Source organism: Candidatus Magnetominusculus xianensis (genome assembly GCA_001541255.1).
GTDB classification, from domain to species: Bacteria; Nitrospirota; Thermodesulfovibrionia; order Thermodesulfovibrionales; family Magnetobacteriaceae; genus Magnetominusculus; species Magnetominusculus xianensis.
On the sequence record LNQR01000039.1, the window covers coordinates 1 to 13,769 of the forward strand.

Sequence of the window (13,769 nt, forward strand, 5' to 3'; positions counted from 1 at the left end):
TTGATACCCCGCACCTCCGCAGCAGACTCATGCCCCCCTCAAAGAATGGGGGGGGCATGACTGGTTTTATTATGACACAGTCTGGAAAGCTGGAATCCAGGAAACCATCGATCAGAGCCAAATGATAGGCAATCTCAGCTTAATTTTTCAAATGCGTTTGCCCTGGGCGCGAAAGTGCTTGACAAATTAAGTGGCAAGTTATATAGTATACTATATTCTAATATATTTAGGCTATTTATATGTATATACCAAACATATACTTTGGGTTTTATAATGCCATATACAGATAACAAGTAAAAATGGAAATAGAATGATGATACGATAAAATTAATGTTCTATCAAATCAGTCATTTTGATTTAGAGAGAAATTATGGAAAAATCAATAACAATTAAAGTATTTCTTGCATCTCCGTCAGATGTTTGTTTGGAAAGGGGGTATGTTGCCGAGACTGTACAAAGAATTAATGCACAAGATGGACGAAACCATCAACCTCGTTATTATCTGGATTTATATAGATGGGAAAACGATTTAACTTCAGGTTGGGGTACACCGCAAAATAATATTAATACACAACTTAAACCAGGTGAAGCTGATATTTTTATTGGAATACTTTGGTCTAAGTTCGGAACACCAACAGAACATTTTGGGTCAGGGACTGAAGAAGAGTTTGAAAAAGCACAAAATCAATGGGAAGCTACACAGACAAGTCCTTATTTGATTTTTTTTAAATGTATACGTGATATTCCTCAGTCTGCAGCAAATGATTTCGTGAAAGTGAAAAAGTTTTTTAAGCGCATGCAAAGAAAGATTACTTGGATCACCTATCATGATGATACTGGTTTTAAAGACAAGATATATAATCAATTAATATATTATTGCAATGCTCTTGTAAAGAAGCATAATATTATTAATAATCACAAATACGATTTTTTAAAAACGAAAAATGTTGGAATAACAAAGATATATACACAAGAACAGAATAGTGATAGAAATAATGATAAGATAGATTTTCTCAACAACGATGAAGGTGACATATATCTGTTAGCTCACTCAGGAAATTCATATTTGAATCCAGGGGATAGTTATCCAAGACCTGATGAAAAACAAGGTCTTTTTTTTCAACACATATTGAAACGAATACAAGCGACAAGCAGCAAAATACAGGTTATTCTATTAAATCCTTATTCCTTAGAAGCACGAAAAATATATTTTGCTGAGAATTTCTCTAATCTTCGAAATGGTATTTCTGAAATTGAATTAGACTTATTAGAAAAAGGAAAAAACTATAAACGTTTTATAAAATGCCTTGAAGGCATAGAACTTTTAAAAGAGCGATTAAGAGAAAACAATATATCTGAAGACAGATTAGAAGTCAGGATATGCAATACTGCTACAGATGGAACCATACTTATTGGAAAATATCGTCTGTTCTATGAACCTTATCTATCCGCTCGTTTTCTAGATAGATTAAGAAAGGGGCTCAACATCTTTGAAGTTCAGGTCGATAATCTGTTAGGTAAGGATTGTTCAAACATAATTTATCATTATAATTCTATTTGTGAAGCTTGTAACGATCATAAAATTTGTGAAAGAAATTTATATAAGACGATTTCAGAACAATTTTTATTGCTTTGGTATACTTCGATACCACTTAGTGAATATAGAACGCAGATTCATAAATATAAAGAAGATTTTAACAAATGTCATCCTGATTTATTTGAATACCAGATAGTTCAACTTCATGACTCTTGGTTTGCTTTTGATCCGTTAATTGGTTGTACGGGAAGATGCACATATTGTTTCTTGTCTCCACACGGATGGGAAAATACTACACCTAAACAAATAATTCCAATCGAACATTTAAGGTCTGATCCAAATATTGAAATTATCTATAGTAAATTACATAATTATTCTTTTTATAAGCAATATCATAATGTTAGTGGTGTTTACTCCCAAAAGATAGCAAAAGTGCCCATCTCAATAGGGAATAAGACAGATATGATGAGAAACATAGATATTCTAAAGCAATTCCTGTCACATCATGCTAAAACACAAAATCGTCAATCTATTGTATTAATAACAAAGCAACCTATTCCAATTGATTTGATTGAAATAATGAGCAATGCATCTTGCTATTTTTACATATTCAATAGTATTTCTTTTCTTGGAAGAGAATACGAACCTAACGTTCTTGATTATGATGAGCGGATCAAATCAGCTAAAATAATAAAAGACTATATTAATAAACATAGAATAAATAATGTATTTATGATTCATTATTGGAGGCCAGTTACTGACATTGCAATAAGTAATGATGTAGACATTAAAAAATGTATTTATAAAGTTAAAGATATTTATGACTGTTCTGTAATTGCTGGTTTAAAAATAACGCCTGATATGCATAAATTTATTAAGAATGATAGGAATCATAAGCTGCATACATATTTGGAAAGAAAAGGAATGTTTAATTATAGAAATATAGATCAGGAAGGTTATGAGTTATTTTATCCTAAACCTGATACGATAGTGAATATTGCTAAGGAATCAAAGTATGAATTATACTTACATACATCATGTGCAATCAGTTATTTACAAAACAAAGCAGATTATAACGGCTCAATGTTTCGTAATGATATTTGTCCTCCTTATAGCTATTGTCCTTCTTCACAACTTGCTATATGTCATGACTTAAAGACAAATTGGAGAATAGAAGATAATATTCAAGCAATATTGCTAACACTACGAGTTAAAAAAGAAAATATTATAGATAATGCTGATTGTGTTGAAATTATTAACGAATCAGTTTACCAGGAAGACCTTACATTTTTAACTCACCTTATTGGAAAACCTGTCGTATCTAAAGCAATAAGATTATCATTGGTATGGCCAAGTGGAAATCAATGGTACTATTGGAAAAAATATGGACATTAAAACTATTACTAAAATAGACAACTCTCTTAGAGGTGATTTTCCTGATTTATTTCATAAACTTGAAAGACAAAAAGGAATTACAGGATTTATTAGCATACTTGGTGACGATTATCGAGTGAAAACATTTTGTAGATACAATCATATTCTACGAGTAGTTAATTTAACCAAATGGCTACTCACAATGTTTCCTAAAAGAGATCCACATAAATCTTTGTTTATTGCATATTTTCATGATATTAACCGTTTACCATTTGCACATAATGTAGAAAAAATAATACAGTTTAATCAATCTAATAATATACATAAATATTTACAGTTATGTAAGGATCATATCCCTGATGATTATATCGCTGATTTGCAATCTGTGATAGAAAAAAAGACACATAGCTCTCCTGAATCTCAAATAGTTTATGCAGCTGACGCCACAGAGGGATTTATAGAAGATCCATTATTTGCTATTACAACATTAGGTGTGTCAGCAGATTTTTTACCTCAAATAGTTTCAAACTATTTAGGATTTGATAACGATAGAGAGGAGTTTCAGTATTTAGTTACATATTTGAGTAAATTATACACAGATAATCCTGATATCTTTACAATTGAATTTGGAGATATAGTTTTCAAATATGCTTCTACTTTTATTAATAAATTCAATCAAAATGAAAAGCTATTTATAGAAATGCCAGAGTTCCCAGAAATAAGAACTGCATTAAAAGATAATTTTTTGCAAAAATTAGTATTTCCTATCAATAATGAGATAGTATCTCAAGGTAAGCGTATTGCAAAAGAAATTGCAATCCCTTTTATAGAATATTTAATCGATAAAAATTATGATCCAATAACAATGTTAATGGAGATGACTGATCAAGAGCTATTAAATCAAGCCGTTCAGTTAGGATTAACTCCGTATCATCAAAAAGAATATTGGCCTAAATTAGTATCATTAACAACCTGTGCCTCTATTCCATGAATGAAATTATATAGGACATCACCTAATATATTCAATTTCAAAATCAATTTTAGTATGTCTGCTTCAGAGAATCAACTTATTTTGCATATTTGCATAAAAACCCTTGCAAAATATCATACTGATTGATATAATACTAATCATGTCTGAACAACAGGTAATCATCTACGGCAAGGCTGGCTGACCCTACACTGAGCGGGCCAGGTCGGTCTATGGTAACAGAGCCATATATATCGATGTACTAAAAGACCCTAAACACATGGCGACCATGCTTAAGCACTCAAACGGGGTCAGGGAAGTGCCGGTTATCGTCGAAGGTGAAAAGGTGACAATCGGCTGTGGCGGCACCTGAGGTGTTAGATAAATCACGGCGGTCAGCCGGTTGATGTTATTAAGGGGCGAAGCCCCGTATAGCCCGTATAGATGGGGTGCAGGGGACAAGTTCCCTGCCGGGAGTTTGAGGGCAGAGCCCTCATTCTTCGAGTTGGTTCTACTATGGTGTATGTAAGGCCTCCTGAAATACCTTTACCATCCCAGCGCTGAAATTGTCCCAGCGCAGGTGATTTCTTATGAAAAGCCTGCCTGATGTGGCAACCTCTCTGTGTTTTCTTAGATTCTGATATACCTCTGAGAGCGCTGCGGTGTAATCGTCAGTGACAACTCCAATCCCCTCATTTACTATTATATCAGAGGCTGTCATGTCCTTCGATACGATAACCGGGGTACCGGCTGCCAGGGCTTCAAACGGGGTCATCCATCCGCCCTGCTGCCTTATCGGGTGAAGAAGCACATCCGCGCGATGATAGAACACCTTTAACCTGTCCCTGTTTACGTGACCGGTTATAAGGACATGCTCCAGCAGACCTTCCTCCTGCACAATACTCTTTAATTCGTTTATGTAAGCGCCATCGCCAAATCCTGCAATAACCAGTCTTATGCCTGGAATGTCTTTCTTCAACAGCTTAACACACCTGATGCTCTCTTTTTGATTCTTGAACTCTGACAAATTCCCTACATGGAGGACGATAAAGTCGCCGTTTCGTTTGACATAAAAATCATCCGGCGCTGCCGCAAAAAAATCATAGTCTATACCATAAGGAATAACATGAGGGGTCATCGAGTAGATACTCTGAAATCTCCCAGCGTTATATTTATCCGGGACTACAGCCCGCTTGACGTATCGCTTGACAATTTGCCTGTCAGCGGCATAAAAAACCTTTTGAGCTAACACGGTCGGTCTTGCATGTTCCCTTGACAACTTACTGAGATATACATCGGGTGATTCGTGACATACCCAGACAACAGGCTTCGATATAGGAAAAACAGAGAATTCAGCGGGAAAATTATGTATATTTATTATGTCATATTTTTTAGCGCGCTGCCTTACGCCATTATTCAGCAGCCACATGTCTTTTAATACATCAAACTCCCAGTTCTTTGAGTGCTTATAGGGTGATTTAAATATCGGGGTGCAGGAGAGGTCTTTTTCAATCTCTGGCAGGATGTTCGTCGTAAGCAGGGCATGTTCAATCCCAGTATTAGCGAGGTACTCGGCCAATTTGACAATAACCAGCTCCGGCCCGCCATATATGTTCATCGACGGCTGTACTATTAAGACCCTCATTTAAGAAACCCCTCCGCTTCACTCAAATCTATAAATGAGTTTATATTAGCATACTTGTCACAAACTACAAAAGACTTCACCGTCTTACCATCATCAATAGCACATTGAATCAAATCTGGAAGTTCCTTTTCCTTTCTCTGGTGGTGAATCGGCGTTACTGCGGCGTAGTCGAATATCTCGTTTTTGAATACACAGCTGCCTGTGCCCATGAAGTTATTTAATGGATTTCTGGGTTTCTCCACAAGACGGTATATGCGCCCGCTTTCGTCTTTTATCATCGTATATGTGCGTTTTATCAACTCTGTGTCTTCAACCCACAGGACACCACAGAGGGCAAATACACCGGCCTGGTTAAACTCCTCTATCATCTGCCGGTGCCTTGGATTTACCATAAGCTCATCGCCCAGAAACAAAATAAAATCCGAACCGGCTATCGTGTCCTTAGCACATTCCATTGCGTGAACCAGACCCTTTTGCTCCCATTGAATGACGTACTTAACAGGCGTATCCTTGTATTTATTTCCGACGGTGTTTATTATCTCCTCAGCCTTGTAACCAACAACGAGGACTATTTCCACGACTTCTGCACTAACGGCGCGCTCAAGGGCATAGTCAAGGACAGGTCTGCCGCCTATGCTAATCATACACTTGTTGCGTGCAGACGACAGCTCGTTTATCCTGTTGCCACGGCCACCTGCCAAGACTAATGCTTTCACTTGACCGCCTTATCGATAAAGAACAGGCCAGTGTCTTTTATCCACTCAACAAGCATCCATATGCCCTCTTCCGGCATCACTGCTGGTGACCAGCCAAGCTGTCCTTGCGCCTTTTCTATATCACATATAAAGTATCTGAGGTCACCGTGCCTGTCCGGGGCAAAGCGTACCTCTGGTGACGTTCCATTAATTTTTGATAGGATTTCTATACATTTCAAAAGAGATATGGCGGTCTTTCTGCCCCCTCCGATGTTATAGATGCCCGGCCTTCTGGTCTTATAAAATGCGTTAAAGGCCTCGCACACATCAGCGGCATAGACTATATCCCTAACCTGTTTGCCCGTGCCGAATATCGTTATAGGACGCCGGAGGATGCTGCGAATGGCGAAGTTTGCCACCCAGCCATGGTCCTCGCCTCCGAACTGCCTTGTGCCGTATATACCAGTCAGACGAAAACTGGCCGCCTCGGTCTTGTATGTATCTATGTAGGTACGCACATATATATCTGCCGCTGCTTTTGAGGCATGAAGGGGCGTAAGAGTTCCCTCCAGCGTGGGGTGTGTCTCGCCGATAGCATCGGGGGTTCTTTCATATTTTAACTGTCCTTCTCTGAGTGTCTCATTTATCTTATTTCCATATACGTGGACAGTGGCACAGCTTACGGCCGGGATTTTTAATTTCCTGGCCGCCTCCAGTATATTGAATGTGCCAAGCACGTTTGTCGTTACATCCAGGCGCGGGTCTTCCCAGCCTATTGTCATAGCGGGCTGTGCCGCCGTGTGAATGATATAATCACACCATGCAGCATTGTCAATCAGTTCATCAAAATTTCGCACATCGCCTGTAACGATTTTCACACCTAATTGCTTAAGATATTTGAGATTATATGTACGAGCCTCATCAGTGGCAAACCCCGTCCTCAGGAGTTCGTGCTTTGTCATATTGTCATATGAAATGACATCAGCGCCCATTTTGACATAATACTCACAGACATGTGAGCCTAGAAATCCACAGCCACCGGTGACCATAACTCTCATCTTATATACCTCGCTATACTGATTATTAATGAATAATTTTATATATATAATTAAAGTGACTCTTTACATATCGCAAGTATCCGCTCTGCCGTGCTCCTCCATGAAAATTTCCTCACACGCTCCAACCCTTTTTTAATAAGCCCTGAGCGCAGGGCCTCATCACTGGCAAGACGCCTCATCGCCTGTGCAATCTCTCCTATGTTCATGGCGTCAACGACAATCGCTGCATCACCAACAATCTCTGGCAAACTCCCCCTATTGGACACTATCACTGCCGTTGCCGAGGCCATCGCCTCAAGCGGTGGAAGTCCAAACCCCTCTATCAGCGACACCAGCACATTGGCACATGCGCCATTATAGAGTGCAGGGAGTTCATCATATGGCACGTAATCAAGGAATCTTACATTGCTGATTAAGCGGTCTCTTATCATAGCGTTACAGCGCCGCTCATATGCCTGGTCTGGTCTTCTGCCAGCAATGACAAGCGCATAGTCCTTGCTGACGGAACTGAAGGCATCTATCAGTGTTTCAATGTTCTTCGATGGCAGCACACTGCCGACATATAGAAAATACCTGCCCTCGATGAGGGCATACTTATCAAGCACTGCTGCCTTGCTGTGAGGGGCCGGGGGCTTGAAATGCCCGCTGTTGATAGCGCCGTGGACTACTTCAATTTTCCCGGCAGCAGTTCCATAGTGTTTGATTATATCTTTTTTCGTATTTTCAGACATTGCGATGAGCTTTCTGGCGCTTCGAAACACAAGTGGGAGCCTGTACTTAAAACTCAGATACCTCATTAGCGGGACATTGCTCTTATAGAGGATAGGCTGAATATCATAGACTGTAACTATTTGAGGCATAGGGTGCGGCAGTGGTGGATAGAAAATTCCCTCCGGTATGGGGGTATAAAACACATCGGCCTTTGCCTTTTTTATGAGCGCTGGAAGGAAAAACTGCGTCCACGCGGCTCGTGCCATATATATATTATTGCCAAGTAACCGCCGCGAGTTTATGAATACCTTATGCAGCCGTCCTCTGTCAACCCTTAACATGGAATCATCGACAGTCCACACTATAAGGTCATCGTGTATAGAGGCCAACTCGTTAACAATATTAATAGCTGCCGTCCCAATGCCAGAAGGACGCGCGTCTTCTAATATTGTCGCATCAATCGCAAGGCGCATAGCAGTACCAGCCGGATGTTTTATTAAGCTCCCATAAACCCATAACTAATTTTACTTGATTTAGGACTTATTTATCAAATGCAATTGACAGGCAGTAGTAGAAGAACAAATTAAGTTGATTTAATCCTGTTATCCAGATTTAATGGTTTAGACCTGCGGATAACCCCATTATAATCGTCACGAAACGTTACGCTTTCATAGTAATCCTCAAGACGAATAAAAGTACCAACCTCTGAAGCCCATTTTTTTAATTTAGAATTACAAGTCCTTTCCCATGCGATAACTTCAATTCCCCAGCCTTTCTTATGCATCCTTTCTAAATCAGCATGAAAACCTACGCCATCTAGAAAACCATGACCATCCCCTGTCAGCATTACAGCTATACCCGGGGTTCCATTGTAGTCAAAAGCCTTTCTGAGCATATGAACTTGGAGGGCCTGATCTACTGCTTGCTCTTTATTTGAATCTAAACCTCTCTCATGTAGTTCAACTTTTATTCCTGATTGCTCCATTTTATTCCAAACGTGACGCAACTCAGGAGGAACAGAACCAACTGCTATTGCACATTCTATATCGCGTCCGGCGCTTGCAAGTTCCAAAATATTATTAAACTGAAGCCTTAATTGATAAGATGCATCTTCACCTTCCTTTTCAGATGCTACTGTTCTACCGCTTATAAAAATATTTGAGTTATCCCAAAAGATAAAAACTTTCTTTTCCATAGTCTCTCCTCATAAATTCATTTATTTATACTACCATACCTCAAATTCTATAGTCAAACTGCCCCACTATCCAGCAGACATTGGCACAGCAGTGCTATCTTTAATAAGATAAATCTTATCTGCCGTCTCACGCAGCAGACTCAAATTATGTGACACCATGACGATTGTCCGGTTCTCACGCTTTAATTCCTTTATCTTATCAATACACTTTTGCTGAAATGCCCCGTCACTTACCGACATTATTTCATCAAAAAGCAAAATCCCAGCGGAACTGTTTACTGCTATAGCAAATCCGAGCCGCAGGTACATGCCTGATGAGTATTTCTTTACGGGCATGTCTATAAACGCAGCCAGCTCTGAAAATGCGATGATGTTATCCATCTTTTCTTTTATCTCCTTTATCTGCATACCAATGATTGTGCCGTTGACGTAGATATTTTCACGGCCTGTCAGGTCGGGGTGGAAGCCTGCTCCGACCTCTATGAGAGGCGCAACTGTGCCGTTTACCGTTATGCTGCCTATGGTTGGATATGTAATCGAGGAGATTATCTTAAGAATCGTGGTCTTACCGGCACCGTTTGTACCATATAATCCAACAACATCCCCCTGTTTAAACTCCAGATTAATGTCTCTCAGCGCCCAGAACTCATCTTTGCTTAGAGTGTCGTCCTTTTTCCGGTTGAACAGACCAACAATCTCCTCACGAATTGACTTGTGAAAAAAATCTGTAGTTGAATATTTCTTCCACACCCCATCAAGTTTGAGGGTATACTCATCAGATGACATCGGCAAAGGCCCTTTCTATTTTTATAAAAAACTTAGTCAGCACAACGTAAAACACACCGATGACCACGCACACAAACGCCATCTGCCAAAGCACTATCCCCCTGCCCTCAAGCAGCACCCTTCGCATGTTTTCAATGATAAAGGTAAGGGGATTGAGAAATAACATCAGCTTCATCTTCGTCCCCAGCGAATCCACCGAGTACATGACCGGAGACATAAAAAACCACAGTTGAATGAGAAAATTTGACGCAAGCCTGACATCCCTGTAGTAAACATTCAGACCGGCTAGAAACAGTGACACAGAAGTGGTAAATACAACAAGCAAGACTACCAGAGGGAAGAGCCACAGGGCATTCCATGTCAACGGGATTTGATAAATCACAATAAATACAAAGAGAATCACGGCACAGATAACAAAATCCAGCAATGCAGTGGCAATGCTGGAGAGCGGTAGCAGCTCACGAGGGAAATATATCTTCGTAATAAGTTGATAGTGGTTTGTCAACGAAGGGATGGAGGAGTTGATGGAATGGGCAAAGAAAGTCCACGGTATCAGCCCGGCAAAGTAGAAAATAAAGGACGGGTAAGCGGAGACATGTATTTTCATAATATAAGTAAAAATAAACGTAAACAGGAGCATCATCGACAGCGGCTGCAGCCCCGCCCACATGACGCCGATTATCGTATAGCGGTATCTGACTGCAAATTCCCTCCACACCAGTACAATAAACAGCTGTCTATATTTTATTATCCTCTTTATGATATCCATAACGCGCGCTTTGCAGAGAATCTCATGTGCAACTCAACCTGCCCTTAGTATACACCACTATTTTATCAATACACAAGCGGCCGCAATGCAGGGAAATTTGTTCTCATCGTAAGTCCTTGATTTTTAAAGGCACCTCAAATTGGCACAACACCAGCCTTGTATATAACAAAATTACCCTGCCTGGGATTTATACCCCTCCCAACTGTCAAGACAAAAAATTAGTCTCTGGATTAAATTATCAGTCTGTCTACTGTTAGTTATGTTTCGCCGAAATACACCTCATGTGGTGTCAGGTATCCAAGAGGCTCATGGATGTGAGGTAAGCTGTGCCGCTCTCCTTTTACCGACTCAATGGCAACCTTTGCCTTAAATGCTCCGTCATGTGCTTTTCGTATTTTCTTCATCTGTCGTTCTCCTCTAATTCCGACAGACTATCATCCACCTTATCCCTTTGCCCAGTTTTTGGGGAGTATTATAGTAGGATTTTCACGGTAATTTTTCAAATGCGTTTGCCCTGACGAGATGGACGGTGCATCTTTGGGTGATAAAAAATAAGATTAAGCCTCAGGGTTTATCTTGACTAAAGACTTCTCATTTTGTTATTATTGATAGTTACCAAATAAACACTTATAAAAAGAGGTTTTATTAAAGATGTCAAACAAAAAAACTGCTGAGAAATCGACAAAAGTTAGTAAGAAGCCTGACAAAAGACAAGAGGCCATTCTCAGGGTGAAAAATAAATTAGTTTATATGAGACAGCAGCTCTTAAGCGGGGCTGAATCTGTAAAGAACAACATGCCGGACACAATATCATTTCCCGACCTCGGAGACCAGGCCAGCGCGGAAATCGATATGAATTTTATGCTTAAACTAAAAGGACGTGAGCAAAAACTGCTCAAAAAAATAGATTTATCAGTGGAGCGTATCATAGAGGGTACGTATGGGTTGTGTGAGAACTGCGGTGAAGAGATCAGCATTAAACGCCTTGAGGCACGTCCTGTAACCACGCTGTGTATCGACTGCAAGACCGAACAGGAAGAAGAAGAGAAGATGAGGGAAGACTAACACCCGATTAAGAGTGACTGATTAGGAGCGTATCTGTCTGTCAAGTTGATTTGAGAATTTCTCCTGCATGTAATCCCCGAATAAGTTAAAACACAGCGCCGTAGCTGCGATTGCCAACCCTGGAAACAGCACCATCCACGGCTCTGAAAGTATATACGCCCTATTCTCTCCTATCATATTACCCCAGCTTGGTGTTGGGGGCTGCGGCCCAAGTCCAAGAAAACTCAACGATGCCTCCGTTAAAATATAACCGCTGAACTTTATTCCCAATATGACCAGCCCCAGAGACAGACATTGTGGGAAGATATGCACGGCTATGACCCGTAAATTACCCGCCCCCAAAGACCGCGCCGCTTCGACATAGGCCATCTCTTTGACCTTAAGCACCTGCCCCCTGATAAGCCTCGCAAACGACGCCCAGCCAACAAGGGCAATTGCCGCCATCACGGTAAACTTCGTAGGAGGCAGCACTACTGATATGCCAATGGCAAGCAGCAGCGAGGGAAACGCCAGCGTCAAATCCACAACCGCCATAAACAGCGTATCAGTCCATCCGCCGTAATAACCTGAAATCAATCCCACACTAAACCCTATGCAAAGCGATACCAACGCCGCAGCAAACGACACGCCAAGCGATATCCTGCCGCCATAGAGAACCCGCGCCAGCACATCCCTGCCCTTGCAATCAGTCCCAAACGGGTGACTAAGCGATGGCGCAGCCTTAATCTCATCGAGATTAATAGAGACAGGATCGTATTGCGTAAAAAATGGCGCAAACACCACTGCCGCTGCAATGAACACTAACACAATTATGGGCGCTTTTGAAAACATCTTACCTTTTAACAATCCTCACCCGTGGGTCAACCAACTGGTATGACAAATCCACAAGCGTATTAACTACGACAAATATAAACGTCCCCGTAATAATACACCCCAAAATCACAGGGTAATCGCGTTTTAATATACCATCAACGGTAAAGCGGCCAATCCCATCCCACCCGAACACGGTCTCTGTCAGCACCGCACCGTTTAAAAAACTGGCAAAGTCAAGGCCAATCACGGTGACCAGGGGGATTAAAATGCTCTTCAGAAGATGAATATAATTTATACGCCAGGTTTTCATGCCCTTAGCTCGAAGCACACGGACAAAGGGCATCGAGAGTGTCTCAATCGCCGATGAGCGCGTGATTCTGGCAATGCTTGCCAACACTGGCAGCGACAGTGCAACAGCCGGAAGAATGACAAATCTGGCGCCGCCCGTCCCCGAAGGAGGCAGGAGACGGAGCTTTAGGCTGAAAACGATAATCAGCACGAGTCCGCTCCAAAACACGGGCAGACTAAGGCCGGTTAGTGACAGTGCCGAGCAGAGCTTGTCGGCAGTGCTGCCCTTTCTCAGCCCGGCGGCAAAGCCAAGTGCGAGGCCGCCAACAATGGCAATCGACATGGCCGCAGCAGCAAGGTATATTGTATTGGGCAGTTTACGCATGATTTCGGTTAGCACATCGCGGTTAGTATAGTATGAGCGTCCGAGGTCACCGTGGGCAAGGAGTGTAACGTATCCCATGAACTGGGTGATGAATGGTTTATCAACACCGAGGGCGTGGTTGATACGCTTGATGTCTTCGGGGTCTGCGTGCTGCCCGATAAGCCCGGAGGCTGGGTCACCGGGTAATAGTTTGACAATAGAAAACGTAATGAACGTAATTCCAAGTAGTAGCAACACCAAAAGGGCAAGTTTTTTTGCAATATATGCGAACAATCCCCGTTAACCTGAATTCCTGTGATGTGATAATTCCATGTGAACCCACACGGTGATACCTTCTGTCTGTAGATTATAACACATCGCCTCAAAAAATTATGCCAATGTGGTAAGGGCTGCAGGGCAATCGCATTAGAAACTTACACCCGCTAATCCCTCTCCTGGATTCCTGCTTTCCAGACTGTGTCATAATAGCACCCCCCTTTCT

Annotated in this window: 14 protein-coding genes; 4 read left to right on the forward strand and 10 right to left on the reverse strand. The window is 41.2% G+C overall.

The annotated features are described in order from the left end of the window. Positions 1 to 370 precede the first annotated feature (370 nt). From ASN18_RS06125 to uxx1, 3 genes are all read left to right on the forward strand, one after another. The gene (locus ASN18_RS06125) at positions 371 to 2,932 is read left to right on the forward strand and encodes a DUF4062 domain-containing protein (RefSeq protein ID WP_085051867.1); all 2,562 of its coding nucleotides are present in this window, start codon (positions 371 to 373) and stop codon (positions 2,930 to 2,932) included. After that, positions 2,892 to 3,902, forward strand: coding sequence for an HD domain-containing protein (locus ASN18_RS06130; protein ID WP_157072859.1), 1,011 nt, complete (start codon positions 2,892 to 2,894; stop codon positions 3,900 to 3,902). The genes ASN18_RS06125 and ASN18_RS06130 overlap by 41 nt, the downstream gene beginning before the upstream one ends. A gap of 139 nt (positions 3,903 to 4,041) precedes the next feature. Next, positions 4,042 to 4,251: a UXX-star selenoprotein family 1 gene (gene uxx1, locus ASN18_RS17785; RefSeq protein WP_085051878.1), complete on the forward strand. Its 210-nt coding sequence runs from the start codon at positions 4,042 to 4,044 to the stop codon at positions 4,249 to 4,251. A gap of 141 nt (positions 4,252 to 4,392) precedes the next feature. Here the strand turns inward: uxx1 and ASN18_RS06140 are convergent, their stop codons facing one another. From ASN18_RS06140 to ASN18_RS17095, 8 genes are all read right to left on the reverse strand, one after another. Further along, a complete protein-coding gene (locus tag ASN18_RS06140; RefSeq protein WP_085051869.1) occupies positions 4,393 to 5,523 on the reverse strand; it encodes a glycosyltransferase family 4 protein in 1,131 nt (376 codons plus the stop codon). After that, positions 5,520 to 6,239 carry a sugar phosphate nucleotidyltransferase gene (locus ASN18_RS06145; protein ID WP_085051870.1) on the reverse strand — a complete coding sequence of 240 codons (720 nt, stop codon included), beginning with the start codon at positions 6,237 to 6,239 and terminating at the stop codon, positions 5,520 to 5,522. The genes ASN18_RS06140 and ASN18_RS06145 overlap by 4 nt, the downstream gene beginning before the upstream one ends. Next, positions 6,236 to 7,276: an NAD-dependent epimerase/dehydratase family protein gene (locus ASN18_RS06150; protein WP_085051871.1), complete on the reverse strand. Its 1,041-nt coding sequence runs from the start codon at positions 7,274 to 7,276 to the stop codon at positions 6,236 to 6,238. The genes ASN18_RS06145 and ASN18_RS06150 overlap by 4 nt, the downstream gene beginning before the upstream one ends. A 50-nt stretch (positions 7,277 to 7,326) precedes the next feature. Beyond that, the gene (locus ASN18_RS06155) at positions 7,327 to 8,460 is read right to left on the reverse strand and encodes a glycosyltransferase family 4 protein (protein WP_085051872.1); all 1,134 of its coding nucleotides are present in this window, start codon (positions 8,458 to 8,460) and stop codon (positions 7,327 to 7,329) included. A 110-nt stretch (positions 8,461 to 8,570) separates the two neighbouring features. Then, complete coding sequence (locus ASN18_RS06160; RefSeq protein WP_085051873.1) at positions 8,571 to 9,182, reverse strand: NYN domain-containing protein; 612 nt, start codon at positions 9,180 to 9,182, stop codon at positions 8,571 to 8,573. A gap of 66 nt (positions 9,183 to 9,248) precedes the next feature. Beyond that, positions 9,249 to 9,968 carry an ABC transporter ATP-binding protein gene (locus ASN18_RS06165; RefSeq protein ID WP_085051874.1) on the reverse strand — a complete coding sequence of 240 codons (720 nt, stop codon included), beginning with the start codon at positions 9,966 to 9,968 and terminating at the stop codon, positions 9,249 to 9,251. Then, positions 9,958 to 10,737, reverse strand: a complete 780-nt coding sequence (locus ASN18_RS06170) for an ABC transporter permease (protein WP_085051875.1) — start codon at positions 10,735 to 10,737, stop codon at positions 9,958 to 9,960. The genes ASN18_RS06165 and ASN18_RS06170 overlap by 11 nt, the downstream gene beginning before the upstream one ends. Positions 10,738 to 10,994: 257 nt before the next feature. After that, complete coding sequence (locus tag ASN18_RS17095) at positions 10,995 to 11,141, reverse strand: hypothetical protein (RefSeq protein ID WP_157072860.1); 147 nt, start codon at positions 11,139 to 11,141, stop codon at positions 10,995 to 10,997. A 247-nt stretch (positions 11,142 to 11,388) separates the two neighbouring features. Between ASN18_RS17095 and dksA the strand changes: the two genes are divergently transcribed. Next, positions 11,389 to 11,802, forward strand: coding sequence for an RNA polymerase-binding protein DksA (gene dksA, locus ASN18_RS06175; RefSeq protein ID WP_157072861.1), 414 nt, complete (start codon positions 11,389 to 11,391; stop codon positions 11,800 to 11,802). Positions 11,803 to 11,823: 21 nt separating this feature from the next. On the opposite strand, the gene ASN18_RS06180 is transcribed toward dksA, so the two are convergent. After that, on the reverse strand, positions 11,824 to 12,633 hold the full coding sequence (locus ASN18_RS06180; protein WP_085051876.1) for an ABC transporter permease: 810 nt from the start codon (positions 12,631 to 12,633) through the stop codon (positions 11,824 to 11,826). Position 12,634: 1 nt separating this feature from the next. After that, complete coding sequence (locus ASN18_RS06185) at positions 12,635 to 13,561, reverse strand: ABC transporter permease (RefSeq protein ID WP_085051877.1); 927 nt, start codon at positions 13,559 to 13,561, stop codon at positions 12,635 to 12,637. Positions 13,562 to 13,769: the final 208 nt, after the last annotated feature.